The following is a 24,059-nucleotide window of genomic DNA, read 5'->3' on the forward strand; positions in this document are numbered from 1 at the left end:
CATGCGGCGAGCCGTATCCTGCTCTAAGCTGTATTCTGCTCTAGCAGTATAGCGGTCCCGTAGGGACTAGCGCTCCCATTGCCCCAGTAGCTAATTCCATCCCAGTCCTAACTCTTTCCGCCAAGCTTGCGGGTGTCCAGAGGGTGCAACCCTTGGGGCCCTCCCTTGGAAGGGAGGGTTTGGGAGGGATCGAAAATATTTTAAAGTAGCTTTTGAATTAGAGCTTTTGAATAGAGTTTTAGAATTTTTAAAAAGAAAAATAAAAACTTGCTTTTGAAATAGTTTTTTATAAAGGAGAGGTACCGTTGGCGAACGAAAGTATAATAATCAAGGGCGCAAGGGCCCATAATCTCAAGAACATCGACGTAACGATTCCGCGTGACCGCTTCGTCGTGCTGACGGGACTGAGCGGCTCGGGTAAATCATCTTTGGCATTCGACACAATTTATGCCGAGGGCCAGCGCCGTTACGTTGAATCGCTGTCTGCCTATGCCCGCCAGTTCCTGGGTCAGATGGAGAAGCCGGATGTGGATTCCATTGACGGGCTATCCCCGGCAATATCGATTGACCAGAAAACTACAAGCCGTAACCCGCGTTCGACCGTAGGTACGGTTACAGAGATTTATGACTATCTGCGGCTGCTGTTTGCCCGGGTTGGGCATCCCCATTGTCCGGATCATGGTATAGAGATTACATCACAGACTGTTGAACAGATGGTTGACCGGATTATGCAATACCCGGAGAAGACCCGCCTGCAGATTCTGGCACCTGTGATTTCCGGCCGTAAGGGTGAACATAAAGGCTTGTTCACGGATATCTCGAAGCAAGGTTTCGTTCGTGTGCGTGTTGACGGTGAGCTTCGCGAAGTTACGGAAGATATTGTACTGGAGAAGAATAAGAAGCATACGATTGAAGTCGTTGTCGACCGGATTGTCATTAAGGATGATATTGAGACTCGTCTTACCGATTCATTGGAGACTGCACTGAAGCTGTCGGGCGGTCAGATTCTGGTCGATGTGATGGGCCAGGAAGAGCTTTTATTCAGCGCAAGCTTTGCCTGCCCAATCTGCGGGTTCAGTATAGAAGAGCTTGCTCCGCGTATGTTCTCGTTCAACAGCCCATTTGGTGCCTGCACGGAATGTGACGGGCTTGGTGTGAAGATGGTAGTCGATCCGGATCTGCTGATCCCGGATGCGGAGAAGTCCATCGAAGAAGGTGCATTCTTGGCCTGGACAGGCAGTACGTCGAACTACTATCCGCAGTTTCTGAAGTCGGTATGTGAGCATTTCAAAATTCCGCAGAATGTTCCTGTCAGCAGCCTGTCGCCGGAGCATATGACCAAGCTGCTGCACGGAACGGGCAGCGAGAAGATCCGCTTCCGTTATGAGAACGACTTTGGCCAGCGCAAGGATGCACTTGTTGCTTTTGAAGGGATCATCCCGAATCTGGAGCGCCGTTACCGCGACACTGCCTCTGAAGGCATCCGTGAGTTTATCGAAGGCTTCATGAGCGCCAAGCCATGCCATGTCTGCAAAGGCAAAAGACTGAAGAAAGAGATTCTGGCCGTGACGATCAATCAGCAGAATGTTGCCGATGTAACGGATCTTTCGATTGGAGATTGTCTGGATTTCTTCGAGAATCTCAAGCTCAGTGAAAAAGAAACGGCCATCGCTAACCTGATTCTTAAGGAAATCAGCAGCCGCTTAGGATTCCTCGTAAATGTAGGGCTGAACTATCTGACGCTTAGCCGCGCAGCGGGCTCGTTATCCGGCGGTGAAGCGCAGCGGATCAGGCTGGCTACACAGATTGGCTCCAGTCTGATGGGTGTCCTGTATATTCTGGATGAGCCGAGCATCGGGCTTCATCAGCGGGATAATGACCGGCTGATTGCCACGCTGGCTCATATGCGCGACCTGGGCAATACTCTGATCGTCGTTGAGCATGATGAGGATACCATGATGGCTGCCGACTATATTATCGATATTGGTCCCGGTGCCGGAATACATGGCGGACAGGTAATTGCTCAAGGTACACCTCAGGAGATTATGGACGATCCAAACTCTCTCACTGGTGAATACTTAAGCGGACGCAAATTCATCCCTGTTACCTCCACACGCCGTCCTACCGATAATGAACGCTGGATAGAGATTCGCGGGGCTAAAGAGAACAATCTGAAGAATGTAAATGTGAAGATTCCGCTTGGTGTCTTTACAGCGGTCACCGGAGTATCCGGTTCCGGCAAATCTTCGCTTATTAACGAAATTCTCTATAAGAGCCTGGCACGCCAGCTCAACAAGGCCGTCAAGGTCCGTCCCGGTGTGCATAAAGAAATCCGCGGTCTAGAGAATCTGGATAAAGTAATTGAGATTGACCAGTCACCGATCGGGCGTACACCACGCTCCAATCCGGCCACGTATACAGGTGTGTTCGATGATATCCGCGACCTGTTCTCCAAGACCAATGAGGCTAAGGTACGCGGCTTCCAGAAGGGGCGCTTCAGCTTCAATGTGAAGGGCGGCCGCTGTGAGGCTTGCCGTGGAGACGGGATTATCAAGATTGAGATGCACTTCCTGCCGGATGTGTACGTGCCTTGTGAAGTCTGCAAGGGCAAACGGTATAACCGCGAAACGTTGGAAGTGAAATATAAAGGCAAGAGTATCTCCGATGTATTGGAGATGACCGTCGAGGATGCAACGGAATTCTTCAAGAATATCCCGCGTATCCACCGCAAAATGCAGACGCTGCTTGATGTGGGGCTGGGCTATATCAACATCGGCCAGCCGGGGACAACCTTGTCCGGTGGTGAAGCGCAGCGCGTGAAGCTGGCTTCCGAGCTGTACCGCCGCAGTACCGGCAAGACGCTGTACATTCTGGATGAGCCGACAACCGGCCTGCATGTAGATGACATTGGCCGTCTGCTTGAGGTGCTGCACCGTCTGGTGGATTCCGGTGAATCGGTCCTGGTCATTGAGCATAACCTCGATGTAATCAAGACTGCTGACTATATTATTGATATGGGGCCGGAAGGCGGCAGCGGCGGAGGAACGGTGCTTGCGACCGGAACGCCGGAGAAGCTGATTACTGTTGAGGAATCCTACACAGGCCGGTATCTGAAGCCGGTCCTCATCCGCGACACCGAACGCACTCAGGCGCTTGAACTTCAGACCTCTGATACGGTGTAACCGGAGGAAGCTGCAAGCTGCAAACTTAAATAGCCCATGGTCCACTGCGAGGTGGGCATGGGCTGTTTTTTTACTACAACTCACTCCAGATACCAAAGATCAATTTGAATTGATTGCGCGCTTTTGTGGTTTTCTTGAAGCCGTCCTGTGAATCCAGAATCCATACCGTTCTTCTGATCCAGACTCTTATATACAGGGAACGGCATTTAACAGTTAGCTGTCAGAATTCCCCCACTTCTCTAAGTGGCTGGATGAATGTCAGCGGTCTTTCTCATAGACAATTACAACCTAAAATATTACAATAAAACTATTCAGTAGTATTATGAAATAGGTTGTGATATCCGTGGAATTAGACACAAATAATCATTCAGTATTCTCTCTTCATTATCACCTTGTTCTAGTCGTGAAGTACCGCAGAAAAGTAATAGACGATGACATTTCGAATCGGTTACAAGAGATATTTGAGTCTATTCAGCCTAATTACAATATCACCCTGCAGGAATGGAAGCATGACAAGGATCATGTTCACATTCTAATGAAAGCTCATCCCAATAGCGATATTTCTAAATTTCTGAACGCTTATAAGAGTGCATCCTCCCGTCTAATTAAGAAAGAATTTCCTGTAATTCGTCAACAGCTGTGGAAGGAATATTTCTGGTCCAGAAGTTATTGTCTACTGACGATTGGCGGTGCGCCGATTGAAGTCATCCGGAAGTACATCGAATCTCAAGGTCAGAAATGAGGTGGGCAGGTGTTAAAGGCTTATAAGTATCGAATCCATCCCACCTATGAGCAAGAGCAGTACTTCACTAAAGTATTCGGCGCTGTTCGCTTCATCTACAATCGAATGCTTGCAGATAAGATTGAACATTACAAGCAAACGGAAACGATGCTCAAAACGACACCTGCGCCATACAAAAAGGATTTTGCCTGGCTGAAAGAAGTGGATAGTCTAGCCTTAGCCAATGCCCAGCTTCACTTAGAGAAGGCTTATCAGAATTTCTTCCGTGAACCGAACGCGGGATTTCCAAAATTCAAGAGCAAGAAGAAGAATAGCCATAGCTTCACAACCAATAACCAGAAGGGAACCATTGCCATTACAGATGGAAGGATCAAAATTCCCAAACTAAAAACGAAAATCAAAATCAAGCTGCACCGTCCATTCGAGGGACGTATTAAATCATGCACCATTTCCAAAACACCCACGGGAAAATATTACGCTTCCGTATTGGTGGAAACGGATATCATCCCATTGCCCCCACTCGAGACGAAGATCGGTGTGGATCTGGGGTTGAAAGACTTTGCGATTCCTTCACATGGCGAAATCATACCGAATCCGAAGTACTTGGCGAAGTCTGAACAACGATTAGCCAAGCTGCAAAAGGACTTGTCACGAAAGAAGAAAGGGAGCCGTAACCGGTATAAAGCAAGGCTGAAGGTCGCCAGACTGCATGAAAAAATAGCGAATCAACGGAAAGACTTTTTGCACAAAACGTCCACCCAAATGATAAACGAAAACCAAGTGATCGTGATGGAGGACTTGCGTGTAAAGAACATGATGCAGAATCATAAGTTAGCGAAAGCCATATCCGAAGTGTCTTGGAGCCTGTTCAGAGACATGCTGACCTACAAAGCGAAATGGTACGGCAGAGAATTAATCATTGCTCCCAAACACTTTGCAAGCAGTCAATTGTGTTCCTGCTGTGGCTACAAAAATGCAGAAGTAAAGAACCTAGCCGTACGGGAGTGGTCCTGCCCTGCCTGTCATACGGAGCATGACAGAGACCGGAATGCGGCACTGAATCTTCTACAACTAGCCATGTAAATGTTCCTTAGCGGGTTAGGAACTAGCCTATAAGCTTGGGTAAACTTGGAGCAGTAGCTCTATTGACCAAGAAGCACCCACCTCTTAGGTGGTGTGTAGTTCACCAGGCCCGATAATTCCCTGTGTTTCGGTCTCTGTACCATCAGGATTCTCGGTCTCAGTTCGTACCACCCATCTGTTTCCTAATCCGAATTCAGCGGGTTAGGAACTAGCCTATAAGCTTGGGTAAACTTGGAGCAGTAGCTCTATTGACCAAGAAGCACCCACCTCTTAGGTGGTGTGTAGTTCACCAGGCCCGATAATTCCCTGTGTTTCGGTCTCTGTACCATCAGGATTCTCGGTCTCAGTTCGTACCACCCATCTGTTTCCTAATCCGAATTCGATGTATTTCAAGCCGGCGGGCACCTCCAGTTCTGCATGACTGATCATAACATCGTCGTCCGGAATTTTACAGTGAGGGTTGTGGCATGCGATTTCATGTGTGCAGACAAAAATTAAGCTGGCGGCAGAGAAGCAGAACTGGCATAACTACAGCATGTCCGCAGTAAGATTCAAAGAGAGGGTTTTGCGTTGAATGATTAGCAAAGGCTGTTTGCGGTTGCAATAGGAATCAGCTCCTTGAAAATCACATATCACAACGAATGGTCAATGATAAATATCTCTGTATTTTAGCTGATTTCCGGCTTCGGAAATATTTTTTATGACAAATGCATAATTTTTAGACAATTTCTATTGCGTCACTGAAATGGTAGCGATAACATAGAAGGTGATATGGATTAGATGAACTTGCTTGACAACACTTTCAGGGAGGGATTGCCATGCTGCTTGCAGAAGCTGCCGCGCAAGAACCGTCTACATTTCATACCTTCGATGTATTTATGATTCTATTCACGATTCTTATTCTTATCGGTGTGGTCCGGCTATTGAAAGCTCCGCAGAAGAACAAATTTGCAATCGGCTTCGGAGTGGTGAGCCTGCTGGTTTTTGCAGTCTCTGACTATGCAATGATTATGAATTGGTTCAGCTAAGTTCAGGCACAACTAACTTCAGAAGCAAGGTCTTTCAAAGACACCTTTATCCGCCACCCGGCGAGCCTAAAGGCGTCTTTTTTTTAAACGATATGTACAGGAGAAAGGGGGAAGGCGATGAACGGGGGAAAGAATGCAGTTGCCCGGAGTGGCGTTGTTCTGTTGTGCGGGTTGCTATTATCAGGATTCACAGGTAGTCCGCTGTCTGCACTTGGCGCAGTGTACGGAGGGACAGGTCCTGTAACGGCTGGACAAGTAGGCGGAGTCAAACCCGTTAACAAGGAGCAAGTGGCTAAACCCGCAGTGGATCCGGTTCCGCAAATCATCCGCGCGGTGTCGGCATCGGTCGTGGGCATTATCGGCAAAGCCAGTGGTGAATCTGGAGGCCCGGATGACCGCTACAATCTGACACACGGGTCCGGAATTATCGTCAAAGCAGATGGGTGGATTATTACCAATGCCCACGTCATGGAGGGGCTGCAGAATGCAGTAGTGGTTACCTCAGACGGCAAGAGCTATAACATTACGGATACATATATGGATGAGGTAAGTGACCTCGCTCTGATCAAGATTACAGCCAAATCCCTGAAGCCGGCAAAGTTCGCCGCTAGCCCAGCAGGGTTACAGGTTGGAGAGAAGGTCATAGCGATTGGCACACCTATTTCGTTCTCCCTCAGAAATTCGGCTACCGTAGGAGTGATTAGCGGCCTCAACCGTTCGGTGGATGCGGCTTACCGGCTGATTCAGAGCGACACGGCGATTAACCCCGGCAACAGCGGAGGGCCGCTGGTCAGCATGAAAGGTGAGGTGCTTGGGGTCAACAGCTTGAAATTTGCGGCAGTAGGCGTGGAAAATATGGGCTTCTCCATTCCGGCAGATACGGTGCAGTATATTATGAATCAGCTGCTCAAATACGGTGAGGTCCGTCGCCCGAGCCTTGGAGTTGAGCTGGAGGAGAGCTGGCCCGTCATTGTCGGGCTGCCTACCCAGGAGCCTTTAACGGTTACGAAGGTGGTCACTGCAGAAGCACGGAAGGCGGGGATTGCCGAGGGAGATGCACTGTATGCGATAGACGGCCACCGGGTCACGTCACTTGTGGACATTAACGAACGGTTCAAGCAATACAAGCCGGGAGCAGTGGTCAAGCTGCTCATGCAAAGTGACGGCGATATCGTCGCCAGAAGCCTTGTTCTGGGGCAAGGTGATCCATTGGTGAATACGGAAGAGGCGGAGGGGGATGGCGATGATCAGGCGGAAGAGTAGAAGACTTGCAGAAGCAGGAACGCGGCGATTGGGGAGGAAGTCTATACCCCGCGGACTGTCTGTCATGCTGGTAGTGCTATTGTTGCTTGCCGTATTTCCGGGCATGAATGCCTATGCGGCAGAAACTCCGATTCTAAAGCTAAGCCTCAAAGTAGGCAGTACATCTGCAAAGGTTAACGGCGAACCGATAGTGATTCAGAAGCCTTTTACGGAGAGCGGGGCGGTCATGGTGCCGCTGGGGATTTTCAAAAAAGCATTCGGCAGCACAGTCTCTCTTGAAGGTAACGATGTAGTGAAGGTGATGTACGGTCCGCATACCGGAGCGATGACGATAGGCAGTACCACTGCATGGAAGGATGGCGTCAAAATTAAGCTTGCTGCGCCGCCGCGTATGGTTTCCGGTGTGCTGATGGTGCCCCTGCGGTTCGTGACCGGAGTGCTCGGTGCGCGGATTACTGCGGCAGATGGCGGGGGATTGCTGGTTACACTTACTCCTTCGGAGAAGGAGGCGGCAGCAGAACCGGAGAGCGGCATCGACAGTGATGTCGGCAAAACCCGGATCGGCAACAGTTATTTTGAATGGAGCATGAATTATCCGTCCGGACTTGTTGTGGGTGACAGCGGGGGGAATGAGAATGTAGCGACTTTTATGAGTGCGGAGAATAATTATTATCTGGAGGTCCATGCTTCACCGCAGGAGGTGCCGCTTGATCCGGAAGGGCTGCTGGAGAATCTGGTGCGGTCATCGGAGGAGGGCGGAGAGACTGTACTGGATCGGGAGGTCGTGCCTGAAGCCAAGGCTCCTTACGCCCGGATAGTCAGCAAGGATTCCAGCGGAGCGCTGTGGGAAGGCAGGCAATATTATGCTGACGGCAGGCTGTATGAAATTTATCTGACGGACGATAACGCGGTGAACTATAAAGATCTGGATCAGTATGCCGTGCTGCTGGACTCATTCCAACCTTCCTATAATTTTTCCGACAAAAGCATCCGTGATCTCTCCACAGTCACAAACGGGTTGCGCGAAGGATACAACGAAGACTACGGAATCTCGCTGCTGGTGCCGGCAGACTGGAGTGTGGATGACCAGCATTTATATTATGAGAGCAAACAGGGAAGCTATCTGCGTGTAAAAGTGAGCTCCGCCCCCGCGGGCTCAACGCTCGAGAGCTGGAGCCGGGAACTGGAGTCGCAGCTACGTGACACCTATGTGACCGAAGCTTATACCCTGAAGAACGGCATTGCAGGCAAAGTCTCCGGTGAGCCGGTATTGATCAATGAAATCGGACTCAATCCAGGAAACGGCTGGAGTACAGAATATCAAATTCTGCTGCTGAAGAACGGCTACCGCTATTATTTTGAATACCGGACAGCATCGGGACAGGATGGCGACAAGGCGCGGTTCACAGATGTGCTAAATTCCATCGATATTGATTTTGCGCAGATCAAGGAGAACTTTGGCCGTCTGGAAACCGATGATTACGCGCTGCTCAGCACAAAGTCGATCCCTAAGAGCTCCAAAGCTTACGGCTACAGCATTGATATTCCGCAACTGTGGACGCCGTATCAGGATGTTTTTGAGAGCCAGACCGTGGAATACCGCTTCACCGGCGGACGGCTCCAGATTTATGCCAGTCCGGATGTTACCATGGAATATGCCGTCAGCCAGCTGCAAAGCTATTATCAGAACACCAAAAAAGACCCGAAAGGGCCGCAGGTGAAAAGTGTGGAGGAAACCACCTTTGCGGGAGTGCCCGCCACAATCCTCACAGTAGAACAGACTAAGAGCAGCATCCCTGTGAGCACGCGAAACATCATTTTCGGCAAAAATGATGTGGTCTACACGATCACCGTCACGCTGAACGCTGCCAATGCAACGGCCAGCCAGCTGGCGGTGTTGGAGAGGGTGCTGGGGTCGTTTGGGTGGGGGGAATCCTCATAGTTTAATGTTAGCGTAAAATTAGCTATGACTAAGAACGTCTCAGTTGCCGGCAGGCAGCGGGACGTTTTTTTATGATGGGAAAGAGTTTGTGGAGTTTGTACGGATATTGGAAAAGGTTGATCGACTACAGCCGGACGGTATTTCGTACACTGGTGATTTGCGATGTAAAAGACAAAAAAATGCAGCATGATGCTTCTGTCCTCCTATTATTCATATAATTCTTGCCATTTTGATGGCGCAGAGGTGTGATATTTGATACAATTAATAAGTTAAAAAGCTGTAAATGACCCGCCGAACAGGCGGTTTAGGAGGATATAAATGAAAGAGCAACAAATACGCAGAGAAGACGTAGAACTGCTGGCTCCGGCGGGAGACTGGGACTGCATGCGTGCAGCGGTGGCGAACGGGGCGGATGCTGTCTTTTTTGGCGTAGAGAAATTCAATGCACGGGCCAGAGCCAACAACTTCCGTATGGACGAGCTGCCGGAGATTATGGCCTTTCTGCACAGCTATGGAGTGAAGGGGTTTCTGACCTTTAATATACTGGTGTTTGAGAATGAGCTGCCGGATGCAAAAGAACTGATCGATGCCTGCGTGGATGCCGGTGTGGATGCAGTCATTGTACAGGACTTGGGTCTGGTTCAAATGATCCGTGAGATCTCTCCGGATTTCCCGATTCACGGTTCTACGCAAATGACGATTACTTCACCGGAAGCGGTGGAATTCACGAAGCCTTGGGGGCTTGAACGTGTAGTCCTTGGCCGTGAAAATAATTTGAAGCAGATCCGCACGATTGGCGAACAAGCCCGCCTGCCGATGGAAGTCTTCGTGCATGGTGCACTATGTGTATCCTATTCCGGACAATGTCTGACTTCCGAAATGTGGGGCGGACGCTCTGCGAACCGCGGAGAATGTGCCCAGGCCTGCCGCCTGCCGTATGACCTGGTGGTAGACGGAGAAGTGAAGCCGATGGGTGATGTAACCTACCTGCTGTCCCCGAAAGATCTTGCCGCCATTGATCTGATGCCCGAACTGATTGAAGCTGGAGTGACCTCTTTCAAAATTGAAGGCCGGCTCAAGACTCCCGAATACGTTGCGAATGTGGTTAGTAAATACCGCAAAGCGATTGATAAGTATTTTGACGGTAACTGGACACCGACCTCGAAGGAGGACATGCGAGAGCTGCAGCAGAGCTTCTCGCGCGGCTTCACTCATGGTTTCCTGGACGGTACTAACAATAAGAAATTAGTTGATGGCACCTTCCCGAAAAGCCGGGGTGTATTCATGGGAACCGTCGAACAGATTCTGCGCGACGGTGTAGTCTGCCGTATTCATGCTCCACTTAAGCGCGGAGACGGAATCGTGTTCGATGCCGGAGATCCGACCAAGAAGGAAGAAGGCGGCCGCGTCTACGATCTGCGCCGCAAAGGCGTCAAGCTGGAGGGCGAAGCCGGCGAAGGCTGGATTATCGACATCGTGCCCGGCCGCAATGATGTGGATCTTCGCCGTCTCCATGTTGGCGACCGCATCTGGAAGACGAATGATCCGGCACTCGACAAGGCGCTGCGGCAGTCGTATGAGACCGAGAAGCCTTACCGGGTATTCCCGGTTCACGTGAGAGTGCAAGGCTGCGCCGGTGAGAAGCTGACGACTTGGTGGACGGACATTCAGAAGAAGGTAACCGTCCGTGTGGATTCGGAGCTCGCGCTGGAGACAGCGCAGAAGCGTCCGATGGATACCGCGCTGCTGGAAGAACAATTCGGGCGCCTGGGCGGAACCGTGTTCCAGCTTGAAGCGCTGGAGTCGCATCTGCAAGGCGACGTGATTGTGCCTATGCGCGAGCTGAACAGCATCCGCCGCCAGGCGGTGGAGCTGCTTGCAGGCGAGCGCCCGAAGCCTCCCGTGTATGTGAAACGGGAGGTAGAGGTCTACGGCGGCGCTTCCCGCAGGGACGCCGCAGAGGCGCGCGGTGAAGCGGAGCTCACCGCGCTATGCCGCAGCCTGCCGCAGGTGCAGGCTGCGCTCGAAGCCGGCGTGACGAGCATTTGCCCGAAGCCTCCCGTGTATGTGAAACGGGAGGTAGAGGTCTACGGCGGCGCTTCCCGCAGGGACGCCGCAGAGGCGCGCGGTGAAGCGGAGCTCACCGCGCTATGCCGCAGCCTGCCGCAGGTGCAGGCTGCGCTCGAAGCCGGCGTGACGAGCATTTACGCCGATTTCGAGTTCATCAAGCAGTTCCCGGCGGCAGTAGACGCTGTGCGGGCTGCAGGGGCCAGCATCACGCTGGCCACACCGCGCATCCATATGCCGAACGAGAACGGCTATCATGCCAACATCCTGCGGCTGCAGCCGGATGCTGTGCTGGTGCGCAATACCGGCGCACTTTATTATTACCTGCGCCACCGGATGGAGCATCCGGCTGCTGTGCATCCGCGGTTGATCGGCGATTTCTCGCTGAACATCGCCAACCACAGAGCGGTTGATCTGTTCCTGAATGCTGGCTGTGACGTGGTGACACCGTCGTATGACCTGAACATCCAGCAGATGGTTGATCTGCTCGGACACAGCGACACCTCGCGGATGGAGGTTGTTATTCACCAGCATCTGCCGATGTTCCACACCGAGCACTGCGTGTACTGCACCTTCATGAGTGAAGGTACAGACTATACTAACTGCGGACGTCCTTGCGAGGAGCAGCGTGCTTCACTGCAGGACCGGATCGGTATGTCTCATCCCGTCCGTGTAGATGAAGGCTGCCGTAACACTGTTTATAACGCTGTTGAACAGTCAGGTGCAGAATACCTGAATCACTTCCGTGAGCTTGGCGTATCTTCTTTCCGTGTAGAGTTCCTAGAGGAAACGCCGGAGCAGGTAGCAGAGGTTATCAGCCTTTACAGCCGCGCACTTCGCGGAGAAATCTCCGGAACGCAGGTTTGGAAAAGCCTGAAGGCCACCAATCAGCTTGGGGTTACACGCGGGCAGTTGGTTAATGCGAAGTAAGGATTAAAAACTGTATACAAGGCCAGTCTTACCGAAGTATCAATGGATAATCTTCGGAACAGGCTGGCCTCTTTTTTTAGACTTTCATTTGAAAGTGCCTCTTCTATCATAAACAGCATTACATATACATCCTATGTATCATAATTGATCTGCCCAATATAGCCCATAACTGCTATAATTGAATCAAATATGCCATTTTTCTTTAAGGAATTAGTGATAAAACATGAAGCCAGAAGGAGCTATGAGATGAAGATCCGTAAAGCAATTATTCCCGCAGCTGGTCTGGGTACCCGCTTTCTGCCTGCGACCAAAGCGATGCCCAAAGAAATGCTGCCGATTGTAGATAAACCGACAATTCAATATATTGTTGAAGAAGCAGTAGCTTCCGGGATTGAAGATATTATCATTGTGACGGGGAAAGGCAAGCGTGCGATTGAGGACCACTTCGACAATTCCTTCGAACTGGAATTCAACCTGGCTGAGAAGCAGAAGTGGGAGCTGCTGGAATCGGTACGTAAATCCTCGGAAATGGCCGATATCCACTACATCCGTCAAAAAGAACCGCGCGGCCTCGGACATGCCATCTGGTGCGCACGTAAATTCATCGGCAATGAACCTTTTGCTGTTCTGCTTGGGGATGACATTGTAGAGTCGGATAAGCCATGTCTGAAGCAGATGATTGATGTATACGATCAGTACAAATCCTCTATTGTGGGAGTTCAACAGGTGCCGTGGGAAGAAGTTTCCCGGTATGGACTGGTGGATGGAACTGAATTAGCAGAACGTGTCTACAAGGCCAACCGCCTAGTCGAAAAGCCGAAGAGAGAAGATGCTCCATCCAACCTGGCGATCCTGGGACGGTATATCCTGACTCCGCGTATCTTCGACATGCTTGGCGAACAGCAGGTGGGCGTAGGTGGAGAGATTCAGCTTACGGATGCTATCTCACGTTTAAGTGAAGTAGAGCGGATTATTGCTTATGATTTTGACGGCAAACGTCATGATGTCGGTGAGAAGATGGGCTTCATTCAGACAAGCATCCATTATGCACTTCAGCATGAGGAGCTTAAAGAAGGGCTATTGCAGTATCTTAAAGAGGTTATAGAAAATGAAGAGAAGCTGTACAGCAGGTAGCTGATTGGACTAGTATCAACTACAGTTCTAGGCGAATCATTTAATCATAAAAAAGCGGTCTACTGTACTCAGACAGTGGACCGCTTTTCTCTATGTGTTCTTATGATGTTTCCTTTGAACGATTAGTACTGTGTATTCACAATGACGTCAATCTCTGCAGCCTCTGCAGGATCAGCGGCAATGAGCTTATCATAGACCGTCTGGTCTTGCGCGGACTCAGATTTCTTCAGTGCCGCTAAATACCAGCGGGCTGCATCGCGGTTGGCTGCATCGCTGTAGTCATCGCTCAAGGCAAGTTTTAAAGTCGCCGCAGCTGCCTGTACCTGACCTGCCATATACTGAAGTTTTCCTGCATTCAAGTTGATTGACGAAGGAAGAGGCTGGCCTTGCAGATCAGATGCCACTTGATTGTAGGCATCCAGTCCAATATTGAGATGAATCATCTTGTTAGCCTCATCCTGCTGAGTGAAGGATTGTTGTGCCAGTTCGAAGGCGCGGGCAATCAGAGAGCTATACCAGTTAGTATCCCATAGTGTTGTGCTACTGACGATATCTGCATAATTGTCTGCAAAACCGAGCTTCAAGGTAGCAGCAGCTTGCTCAGCTTGTCCTGATAGCAATTGCAGCTTTCCGGCATTCAATGCAATTGTTGGCGTGATTGAGAACGGGCGGCCCTGCAACTGTTCAGGCGGCAAAGTCTTCAGGTGCTCTACCCCGTCAACCACATGCTGGTACGCTTCAAGACCGGCAGTCAGGTACTCCTGTTTCTTAGCTTCGTCTTTTTGCACATCGGCAGCAGCTGCAAAAGCCTGTGCACGGCGACTCAATGCTTCATACCAATCGATATCCCAATTGAATTTATCTGCGTTGTCGCGGTAGACATTGAAGCCCAGATCATTTTGTCCTTTGAGATCGTAGTAACTGATCAATTGTTTCAGTAGATCTTTATTGTAAGGCTCATCCTTGAGTGCACGGCTCAGAACATCATAAGCTTCAGCCAGATACTGCTCATCTTGTGATTGTTTAAACACCGTGAGGTCAAGGGAAGCAAGGTAGATTGCTGCTTCCGGCTGGAACGGACGGCTCTTCAGCGCCTCGACCAGCGGGGTCTTAATCTCTTCATAGGATTGACTCACGCTAACTAGATTTTTACCTTTGAGTGCAGCATTGCTGGACCCGATGTAGCTGATGGACAGGAAGAGCAGGAACACAGAACCGATGGCCAGCACAGCAAAGTACCCGAAGCGCAGTCCAGCTTTGTTCCAGCTCTGGCGTAGAGGCTTGTTGTCCATAACAGCTCCCATACCTGCCAAACCAATGAATACCAGAATCCCCATGAACGCGTAACTCATGTTAAAGTCCAGCAGACTGTGAACAAGAATGGACAGAGCAATAATGTAGAAGAAGAATCCATTATTGAACTCGTCCTTGTCCCGTTTCAGGTATGCACGGATGTATTTATAGAAAATATATCCGATAAAGCCCATAAACACGATAAATCCGACAATTCCAACCTCAATCAAATACTGCAGGAAGAAGTTGTGAACCTGCCGGCTTACATAAGGGTTGTTCTGATAATGTTCATAAAGGGAAGCCCAGCCTCCACCACCGGATCCAATGATCGGATAATCCTTCACAACCTTCATAGCATCCTTATAAAAAGTGATGCGCTCCAGTACACTATGCTGTTTGAAGTTAATGTTCTCTAGCCGGGTTTCGATATTATCAGGTAATATACTGCGTACGCTTGTTCCAATAAGCAGGAAAGCAACAATCGCTACAAGAACAATGGAGCCGAGTGGAATCCACAGCCCAGTCATTTTACGTGTTTCCCAGCTTCCCAGCTTCTCTTGCAGCCATGGAGCGGCGAAACGCTGAATCGCCCAGCCAAGAGCTGCAACAACTGCTGAGGCCACAAGCAGGTACACCCAGGCTTTTAACGCAGCTGACGAAGTGAAAGTAGTATTCAGTTCAGTTCCAATCGTAGTTAGCGGGCTGGTAACCAGCAGAGCGGCGATACCAGAAATCGCAAGATGAATAATCCACAGAATCTGCTGAGCAGGCTTCAGGAACAACAGTAGAAGAATAAACACTACAGGCAGCATTACGAGCCCGCCACGGGATAAGGTCAGCAGCAGAGACACAATAATCGGTACAAGCATGAAGCTGTGAGTCAATGTGCCGTACCACTTTTTAGAGCGGACGAGTGCAAACACTGCAACAAACAAGAAAGCCATCAGGAAAGCAGCGTAAGTGTTGGCATACTGGAAAATAGAAGTCAGACGCAGGCCGTTCGAGTCTGTCATCACGGCGTCCAAGTATTTACCACTGCGTACTGTGTTGGAGAACCAGCCTACAAGGCCTCCAGCGAATTTCCAGCTTCCAAGCCAATTCAACAGGCCAAACCCCACGATGAAATAGGCAATCGCCAGAATAGCATTTTGAATGACAACATTTAGTTGCTTTTGCTGAAGCAGATATAACGCTATAATGAATATTGCGACATACATGCTCTGTATAAACAGCAGGTTCATCGCCATATAATGCGATACAGCGCCAATAAGCGACAACGCATACGTAGCGGGAAGCAGGAGCGAGGCTACAGCCAGCAAGTCACGCTGACCCTCCAGCTTGAACTTTGTGAAGTACAAGCCTACCCATATCAGCAGCAAGAGGCTGCTAAGCAGCGATGACACATAAATCGGCTTCTCGAAGTCGATCTGCTGCCCATTAAACAATCCCACTTGAAACGGGGTCCAAACCAAAAACACAATGAAACCAATAACCAAAGCCCATATGTAACTGGATATCTTTTCAACATTTCTCGACTGTACAGCATTTTTACCGTATACTGGTTTCGACACGTTATGATCTCCTTTTCCTGTAGGTACGACAATATTTTAGCATATAGAATTATAACAGAGCTACTTTGCTCGGATTTTTGTGTTGTTTTTTGCGATATAGTTAAATGAATGTTTCACCTAGACATATTATGGGGGCTTTGTTAATGGAATTCAATATAGGGTTGAATGTTAGATATGAGTAATATTAAATCTTTACTTTATAAAAGGCTTTATAAGATTGCTGTTAAATTAAAACCAATTGCAGTTAAGGTGTTTTCCTTTGAAAAGAGACAAAATATTAAACGGAAATTGCTTAAAACTGCTTTTCCGCTTGATAAAAGTGGTGATACAAGTTCCATTAAAGGAAAAGTAACAGGTGTTAATTTGGTGGGGTATTCAAGGGCTGAAATGGGCATTGGAGAATCTTGCAGGATTGCCGCTAAAAGTATAAATGCTGCTGGAATACCCTTCGGTATGATAAATTTTACAGGCACTAATTCGGCTAGGATGAGTGATACGACTTGGATGCACAAAGAAACGGAAGAACCCGAGTTTAATCTCAATGTATTTCATATTAATGCCGAACAAATGATCGAAATATACGCTCATTACGGGAATTCTATTTTTAAGGACCGATACAATATAGGATTTTGGCACTGGGAGCTTCCGGATTTTCCAGATGAGTGGAAGGAAAGCTTTAATTTAGTGGATGAGATATGGGCTCCTTCAACCTTTGTTGTTGATTCTATCGCGATGAAAAGTCCGGTGCCAGTTGTGAAAATCCCTCACAGCATCGAAGTGAGTATTGCTGATAAGCGTGATAGAAGCTATTTTGGTTTACCAGAGCATGCTTTTCTATTTCTCTCAATGTATGATTTAAAGAGCTATCAAGAGAGGAAGAATCCACAAGCATCCATTAAAGCTTTTCAACTTGCATTTGAGTCTGATGATATGTCTGTTGGTCTTGTTATCAAAGTGAACAGTGCGGAGCAAGGCTCCAAAGAACTCGAAGAATTACATCAATTGATTGGAGTCTACAAGAATATTTATTTAGTAGACAAAACCCTATCCAGGAATGATACAAATGCTCTGATCTCAGTAACGGATAGCTATGTATCTCTGCATAGAAGTGAAGGATTTGGACTTGGCCTCGCAGAGGCGATGTTTTTAGGTAAGCCCGTTATCGGTACAAACTGGTCATCTAATACCGATTTTATGAATCATAACAACTCATGTTTGGTTGACTATTCACTCATACGACTTAACCATGATCACGGTCCTTATAAAGCGTATCAGACTTGGGCTGATCCTAGTGTTGAACATGCAAGCCGTTATATGCGTAGACTTTGTGACGATAAGAACTTTTATAAAGAGATCTCGTCTAAAGCTGAAGAACATATAAAACAAAATTACTCACCAGCAATAATAGGTGAAATGATTAAGCAAAGATTGGAATACATTTCTTTGTGGAAATTTGGAGGATGAAATGACAATTACATGCGTGATTATGGCAGGCGGTAAAGGGGAACGTTTTTGGCCTAAGAGCCGGACTAATCTCCCCAAACAATTTTTAAACATATCGGGTAATAAATCAATGATTCAACAATCAATTGCCCGGCTGGAACTGCTGATCGATATCAGTCAAATCTTCATTGTTACCAATGAGTTGTATGCTGAATTGATTAAGGCTCAAATTCCACATTTGCCTCATGAGAATATCATCATTGAACCGGTAGGTAGAAATACAGCTCCTTGCATTGGATTGGCATCTATAATTATTGAAGATCGCTTTCCTGACAGCACTATGATTGTTATCCCTTCCGATCACATCATTGAGAACGAAGAAGGATTCGTTAAAATATTGCAAACTGCGGTTGAGGTAGCACAGGATAACAGTAATCTGGTAACTCTTGGAATACAGCCAACTTATCCGGAGACAGGGTATGGCTATATTGAAAGCAGTGATCAGTCAGAGCAAATTAATGAACTCTTCGTTCATAAGGTGAATAAATTCGTTGAGAAACCTGATTTGGCAACAGCCCAGTCTTATCTGGAATCAGGTAATTTTTACTGGAACAGTGGAATCTTTGTCTGGAAGATTGAAACGATTAGAGGGTACATACAAGAACTGATGCCTGAGATGCATGATATCTTGGAAACTATGAAAACTGTTCTTGGTTCAAAAGATCGTGATGCGATTATCCGCTCTGAATTTTTGAAGATGCCTGATCAGTCAATAGACTACGGTATTATGGAAAAGGTCAATAATATCTATGTAATCCCGTGTGTGTTCGGCTGGGATGATGTTGGCAGTTGGACGGCGCTGGAACGAATCAACGATTTGGATGAGAATGGAAATGTCATAAAGGGCAATATTTTAAATCTCGATACTAAACATTGTATTATTGAAAGTAATGGCAAACTGATTGCTACCTTAGGGATTGAGAATTTGATTATTGTTGATACTGAAGATGTTACTCTTATCTGCACCAAAGACAAAGCACAAGAAGTGAAACTTTTGCTTAAAGAACTGCGGATGCAAAAGCTTGAACAATATTTGTAAGTTGATTAAACTAAATGTTTAATCTTTAATCCATATAACGGCAAAGGGGAATTTTAAACATGGCTAAGAGTGCATTAATTACAGGAATCACAGGACAAGACGGATCATATTTAGCAGAGCTTCTGCTGTCTAAAGGATATAAGGTGTTTGGTTTGCGTCGTAGAACAAGCATGCCTATTATGGATAATATTGAACACCTCAAGAATGATATAGAATTTATCGATGGAGATCTGATGGATCTGGGTTCATTAATTAATGCTGTGCGGATCTCTGATCCAGATGAAGTTTATAATCTGGCTGCTCAATCGTTCGTAGCAACTTCCTGGATTCAACCCGTAGCAACTGGACAAGCAACGGGAATTGGTGTTACCAATATGCTGGAAGCTGTTCGTTTGACCAAGCCAGAAGCGAGATTTTATCAGGCTTCAAGCAGTGAAATGTTCGGTAAAGTAGTAGAGACACCACAAAAAGAAACAACTCCTTTCTATCCACGTAGTCCTTATGGTGTTGCCAAGGTTTATGGTCACTGGATCACTGTTAACTATAGAGAAAGCTATAATATGTATGCTTGCTCTGGTATCTTGTTTAACCATGAGTCCCCACGTCGTGGGATAGAATTCGTTACCCGCAAAGTTACTGACGCTGTTGCTAGAATCAAGCTCGGCTTGCAAACAGAACTTCGGATGGGTAACCTGGATGCGAAGAGAGACTGGGGATTCGCCGGCGATTATGTAAAAGCAATGTGGTTGATGTTGCAGCAGGATAAAGCTGATGACTTCGTTATCTCGACTGGGGAGACTCATACTATCGAAGAACTTGTGGAAATTGCATTTAGTCATGTTGGTTTGAATTGGAGAGATTACGTTGTAGTTGACCAGAAATTTGTTAGACCAGCGGAAGTGGATTTGTTGCTTGGTGACTGCAACAAAGCTAAACAGGAACTTGGTTGGGATCTTGAGGTTGGGTTTGAGCAGTTAGTGAAAATGATGGTGGATAGTGATATGGAGAAAGTATCTAAAAGCTGGCACAACGATTTGAAAAAAGGTGTCTGACATGCGAGCTTTGATTACAGGTATTACTGGATTCGTAGGAAGTAATTTGGAGAAGGCGCTAAAACAGCAGGGATATGAGGTATGGGGGACAACTAGGAATAGTTGTTCCCGTGCAGATCATTCAGGAATAGAAAACAATATTATACAAATTGACTATAATAGTGAAGAGAAAATTATAGAATTAATTAATAAAATTAAACCGGATGAAATTTACCATTTAGCAGGGCAAAGCTCTGTGAAATATTCATGGGATAATAAAATTGAGACGTTTGAAACAAATATTATTATTACATTACGATTGCTGGAAGCATTACGTAAAAGTGATATGGCGGAAATTACAAAATTAATTTTAGTTGGCTCTTCTGAAGAATATGGATCGATTGATAATGGTGATATTGCTATTAGGGAAACGGAAAATCTACGGCCAATAAGCCCATACGGCGTATCAAAAGCCTCAACATCACTGTTATTTCAACAATATGTTAGAGTATATGGATTGAAGCTTATATATACCAGACCATTTAATCATATTGGTCCTGGTCAGGAGCTTGGTTTTGTTACGTCTGATTTTGCACAACAAATTTCTAGAATAGAGAAAAACATATTAGAACCTGTGATTTCTGTTGGCAACTTGGAGGCGCGAAGAGACTTTACTGACGTGCGCGATATAGTTAGAGCTTATATTATGTTGGCCCAAAGAGGCAAGGTAGGAGAAATGTATAATATTTCGTCAGGAGAGCCTTTGTCCATAAAATATATTTTAGACTACTTGTTATCACTAAGTACTCATAAGAACATCAAAATACAACAAGATGATAAAAAAATGAGACCATCAGAGTTTCCAATTTATATTGGTGACTCCACCAAAATAAAGGAAGCTATAGGCTGGGAAAAAGAATATTCAATTGAACAGTCGTTGCAGGATATTCTAGATTACTGGAGGAATTTGGCCTAAGGAGATTGCGAAATGTTAAGGAAAGTAAAAGAAATATTTAACTACAGACAAATGCTTGAAAGTATGGTTTTGACAGATTTGAGAACACGATACAAAGGGTCGTTTTTAGGTTTTTTTTGGACGCTACTTAACCCTTTACTAATGCTCGCAGTTTACTCAATGATTTTTAAATATGTAGTCAGAATCTCTCTTGATAACTATACCTCTTATTTATTCATAGGGATTATTACTTGGAATCTTTTAAGTCAGTCACTTACATCTGGAGCTTCCTCGATAATTAGAAATGCTAGTCTTGTAAAGAAAATTTATTTCCCTAAAGAAATATTGCCTTTGGCCGTAGTTATAGGAGGCATTATTAATTTCTTGCTGAGCTTAATAGTTCTTTTTCCAGTTCTGATAATATCGCGTATTGAATTGGGATGGTCTTTGTTACTTGTACCAGTGATCTTGCTGGTATACTCAATCTTTACTCTTGCTTTAACTACGTTAGTCTCTTGTCTAAATGTCTATTTCCGTGATTTAGAACATATTATTGGCGTTGTTATCATGGCATGGTTTTACTTAACACCAATAGTTTTTACAGCGGATATGATTCCGGAGGCTCTACAGACTGTATTTAGGCTCAATCCGATGACTACTATAATGGGAAGTTTTCATGATGTCTTTTTCTTTAATAAAACTCCGGATTTATTCAGTCTCGGTAGCATAGCTATTATATCAATAATATTATTAATGGTCTGTTACGTTATTTTTGCTAAGTTAAGTAAGAATTTCGCAGAGGAAATCTAAGGAGGGGGCTCTAATGGATGCAATCTCCATTAAAAATGTGACTAAATCTTTTAAAATATTTACGGAAAGATCAGCGACACTTAAAGATAGAATTGTTAATCGAAGAAGGAATAATTTTCAACAATTTTTTGCATTAGAAAATGTTTCGCTTGAAATTGAGAAGGGTCAAACTGTCGGCTTCATGGGAAGAAATGGTTCAGGCAAGAGCACCCTACTCAAACTTTTGACCGGAATTATTTATCCGGATGCTGGCGAAATCAATGTTAAAGGGAAGGTTTCGAGTTTACTTGAACTTGGAGCTGGATTTCATCCTGATTTTACGGGCAGAGAGAATATTTTTATGAATGCTGCAATACTGGGGCTTACAAAAAAAGAAATTAAAATGAAATTAGATGAGATAATTTCATTTTCAGAATTGAAAGAGTATATAGATAACCCTGTTAGGAACTATTCTTCAGGTATGTATATGAGACTTGCATTTTCAGTTGCAATTATGGTTGAACCTGATGTATTGCTAATAGATGAAGTATTGGCAGTTGGCGATGCAGCGTTTCAACAAAAATGCATGGATCAATTACTCAGAATGAAATCTAAGGGAACTACAATCGTTTTTGTCTCGCATGACTTAGGTGCAATGGAGAAGTTGTGTGATCGGGTGGTCTGGATCAACAAAGGGAAAATGATGAGTGATGGCAAGCCTAAAAAGGTTATTGACCAATATTTGTCATTTCTTGCGGAGGAAGAAAATGAACGATTAATTAATGAATCGTCGTCTGCAAGAATAGAAGCAAAAGAAGAAGTTGAAACAATACCTGGATTATCGGAAAGAAAAGGGGAAACCGAATCAATTGATATTCTTGAAGAAAACAGATGGGGAAATCGATTTGTGGAAATAACGGAAGTTTATTTTACTGACTATAATCATCAGAATAAGTTTAGTTTTATGTCAGAAGATAATATGATCATCAAAATCAAGTACAAAGGTATAAAAAAAGTGGAAAATCCTATTTTCGGATTGGCTATTCACACGATTGATCAAATTCATTGCTATGGAACAAATACATTTATTGATTACTTTAAGATAGATAGTATACAACCTAAAGAGGATGGCTTGGTTAAATTTAATATTCCTTCCTTGAATTTATGTGCAGGAACCTATCTTGTAACTGCTGCTGTACATGATGAACATGGAAATCAATTTGATTTTCATGATAAAAAATTTTCATTTAAGGTTACTAGTCTTGTGAATGATGTAGGGGTAGCGAAAATATCTCATACATGGGGAATTAATCGTTAAAGAAGGAGGGTTTTTAATGCCTGAAAAGAACAGTGATCCTGCCAGTATTATGCAACAAATTCGTTTAGGTGTTAGAAAACAAGAAATATTAAAGCCAATTAATAATAGGGTTGAAGATGATATTACAATTAATAATTCACTACACATGGACAGTGGGTTTAATGAAGAATTTCAAAACATGAACATTAAAATCAATAGATTGGTTCATCGTATTACACCTAATATACCGGTTGCTTTTTTAGAACCCCGTTTAGTCTCGCGATACAAAATATTAAATAAATTTGTTACACCGATTAGAAAATTTGGTAACAGGTTTTTTTCGAAATGGTATATGGATACATTATCTAATCAGCAAAAATATTTAAATAATGATTTATGGTTTGGATTAAATAGTTCAATTGAGGTTTTAGTGGATCAAAGTAGATTAATTGCACAATTAGCGAATAAGGTTTCCACTTTAGAAAATGAAACTGTGCACTTAAAAAGTGAAGTTGAGCAATTGAAAATTGAAGGGGAAAATAATAACGTTGTTCAGGAGCAGTATAACAAATTTATTGATGAATTTAATTCTAAATATAAACTAGAAGATTTTCAGTATTCGGATTTCGCTAAACAGTTTAGTGCTTCTGGGGATGAAGTTAAAGGGATTTTGAAACAATATTTACGTTTTTTTAAGCCGACTGACACAATAATTGATATTGGTTGTGGAAAAGGGTTCTTTTTAGAGCTTTTAACTGAAAACAATTTGAAAGGTATTGGAATTGACACAGATCCTCAACTAATTGAGGAATGTAAGAGTAAGAATTTGGAGGCTTATGTTTGTGAGGGGAGCCAATATCTTTCAAAACAAAATGACATGAGCATCGACGCTGTGTTTTTTGCTCATGTAATTGAACATCTAACTGTACCACAAAAGATTTCTTTTTTTAGACTGTGTCATCAAAAACTAAAAAAAGGTGGGGTTTTGGTTATTGAAACACCCAATACCACCTCAGGGTACGTATTGAACAATTTGTATTATTTAGATCCAACTCACGAAAGACCGTTATTACCCGAGGCATTGAAACATTTGGCAAAAATGACTGGCTTTAATGTGATCAACTCTTACTTAAGTGGAGAGATAGGTTCAATAGTGGATGGTGTTCAATATTACAATTACTCATTGATTTTGGAAAAATAAGATAACAAG

17 protein-coding genes and 2 pseudogenes are annotated in these 24,059 nt (G+C 45.4%); 15 read left to right on the forward strand and 4 right to left on the reverse strand.

All coding sequences use genetic code 11. The features are described 5' to 3' along the window. Window positions 1-305: 305 nt before the first annotated feature. Window positions 306-3,182, forward strand: coding sequence for an excinuclease ABC subunit UvrA (gene uvrA, locus QW71_RS27845; protein WP_039307097.1), 2,877 nt, complete (start codon window positions 306-308; stop codon window positions 3,180-3,182). A 73-nt stretch (window positions 3,183-3,255) separates the two neighbouring features. Here the strand turns inward: uvrA and QW71_RS42300 are convergent, their stop codons facing one another. Next, complete coding sequence (locus QW71_RS42300) at window positions 3,256-3,378, reverse strand: DUF3977 family protein (protein WP_152679878.1); 123 nt, start codon at window positions 3,376-3,378, stop codon at window positions 3,256-3,258. 147 nt (window positions 3,379-3,525) lie between these two features. Here QW71_RS42300 and tnpA point away from each other — a divergent pair, with 147 nt between their 5' ends. Then, complete coding sequence (gene tnpA / locus QW71_RS27850) at window positions 3,526-3,924, forward strand: IS200/IS605 family transposase (RefSeq protein ID WP_152679875.1); 399 nt, start codon at window positions 3,526-3,528, stop codon at window positions 3,922-3,924. A 9-nt stretch (window positions 3,925-3,933) separates the two neighbouring features. Beyond that, entirely contained in the window at window positions 3,934-5,007 is a 1,074-nt protein-coding gene (gene tnpB, locus QW71_RS27855) for an IS200/IS605 family element RNA-guided endonuclease TnpB (protein WP_039307101.1), read from the forward strand. 105 nt (window positions 5,008-5,112) lie between these two features. On the opposite strand, the pseudogene QW71_RS40120 reads toward tnpB, so the two are convergent. Beyond that, window positions 5,113-5,202, reverse strand: a pseudogene (locus tag QW71_RS40120) (DUF3977 family protein); the annotation flags it as partial. 96 nt (window positions 5,203-5,298) lie between these two features. Further along, window positions 5,299-5,400: pseudogene (locus QW71_RS40125) on the reverse strand (DUF3977 family protein); the annotation flags it as partial. Window positions 5,401-5,825: 425 nt separating this feature from the next. Between QW71_RS40125 and QW71_RS27860 the strand changes: the two are divergent. From QW71_RS27860 to galU, 5 genes are all read left to right on the forward strand, one after another. Beyond that, window positions 5,826-6,035: a DUF2759 family protein gene (locus QW71_RS27860; RefSeq protein WP_039307102.1), complete on the forward strand. Its 210-nt coding sequence runs from the start codon at window positions 5,826-5,828 to the stop codon at window positions 6,033-6,035. A 117-nt stretch (window positions 6,036-6,152) separates the two neighbouring features. Then, complete coding sequence (locus QW71_RS27865; protein WP_047014023.1) at window positions 6,153-7,298, forward strand: S1C family serine protease; 1,146 nt, start codon at window positions 6,153-6,155, stop codon at window positions 7,296-7,298. Then, on the forward strand, window positions 7,279-9,240 hold the full coding sequence (locus tag QW71_RS27870; protein WP_047014024.1) for a stalk domain-containing protein: 1,962 nt from the start codon (window positions 7,279-7,281) through the stop codon (window positions 9,238-9,240). Before QW71_RS27865 ends, QW71_RS27870 begins: the two co-directional genes overlap by 20 nt. 318 nt (window positions 9,241-9,558) lie before the next feature. Continuing rightward, window positions 9,559-12,237, forward strand: coding sequence for a DUF3656 domain-containing protein (locus QW71_RS27875; protein ID WP_039307106.1), 2,679 nt, complete (start codon window positions 9,559-9,561; stop codon window positions 12,235-12,237). A gap of 246 nt (window positions 12,238-12,483) precedes the next feature. Beyond that, window positions 12,484-13,371 carry a UTP--glucose-1-phosphate uridylyltransferase GalU gene (gene galU / locus QW71_RS27880; protein ID WP_039307107.1) on the forward strand — a complete coding sequence of 296 codons (888 nt, stop codon included), beginning with the start codon at window positions 12,484-12,486 and terminating at the stop codon, window positions 13,369-13,371. 122 nt (window positions 13,372-13,493) lie between these two features. Here the strand turns inward: galU and QW71_RS27885 are convergent, their stop codons facing one another. Beyond that, on the reverse strand, window positions 13,494-16,235 hold the full coding sequence (locus QW71_RS27885) for an O-antigen ligase (protein WP_039307108.1): 2,742 nt from the start codon (window positions 16,233-16,235) through the stop codon (window positions 13,494-13,496). A gap of 174 nt (window positions 16,236-16,409) precedes the next feature. On the opposite strand from QW71_RS27885, the gene QW71_RS27890 reads away from it, so the two are divergent. From QW71_RS27890 to QW71_RS27920, 7 genes are read left to right on the forward strand one after another with little or no spacing between them, the layout of a single operon-like run. Beyond that, entirely contained in the window at window positions 16,410-17,699 is a 1,290-nt protein-coding gene (locus tag QW71_RS27890) for a glycosyltransferase family 4 protein (protein ID WP_039307151.1), read from the forward strand. A gap of 1 nt (window position 17,700) precedes the next feature. Next, window positions 17,701-18,777, forward strand: coding sequence for a mannose-1-phosphate guanylyltransferase (locus tag QW71_RS27895; protein WP_039307109.1), 1,077 nt, complete (start codon window positions 17,701-17,703; stop codon window positions 18,775-18,777). A gap of 59 nt (window positions 18,778-18,836) precedes the next feature. After that, the gene (gene gmd, locus QW71_RS27900; protein WP_039307110.1) at window positions 18,837-19,829 is read left to right on the forward strand and encodes a GDP-mannose 4,6-dehydratase; all 993 of its coding nucleotides are present in this window, start codon (window positions 18,837-18,839) and stop codon (window positions 19,827-19,829) included. Between the two features lies 1 nt (window position 19,830). Beyond that, a complete protein-coding gene (locus QW71_RS27905; RefSeq protein WP_039307111.1) occupies window positions 19,831-20,784 on the forward strand; it encodes a GDP-mannose 4,6-dehydratase in 954 nt (317 codons plus the stop codon). 12 nt (window positions 20,785-20,796) lie between these two features. Then, the gene (locus QW71_RS27910; RefSeq protein ID WP_039307113.1) at window positions 20,797-21,573 is read left to right on the forward strand and encodes an ABC transporter permease; all 777 of its coding nucleotides are present in this window, start codon (window positions 20,797-20,799) and stop codon (window positions 21,571-21,573) included. A 13-nt stretch (window positions 21,574-21,586) separates the two neighbouring features. After that, window positions 21,587-22,870 (forward strand): ABC transporter ATP-binding protein, encoded by a 1,284-nt coding sequence (locus QW71_RS27915; RefSeq protein ID WP_039307115.1) that lies wholly within the window; start codon window positions 21,587-21,589, stop codon window positions 22,868-22,870. A gap of 16 nt (window positions 22,871-22,886) precedes the next feature. After that, window positions 22,887-24,050, forward strand: a complete 1,164-nt coding sequence (locus tag QW71_RS27920) for a bifunctional 2-polyprenyl-6-hydroxyphenol methylase/3-demethylubiquinol 3-O-methyltransferase UbiG (protein ID WP_039307117.1) — start codon at window positions 22,887-22,889, stop codon at window positions 24,048-24,050. Window positions 24,051-24,059: the final 9 nt, after the last annotated feature.

The sequence above is a fragment of the Paenibacillus sp. IHB B 3415 genome, from assembly GCF_000802655.2.
GTDB classification, from domain to species: Bacteria; Bacillota; Bacilli; order Paenibacillales; family Paenibacillaceae; genus Paenibacillus_AQ; species Paenibacillus_AQ phytohabitans.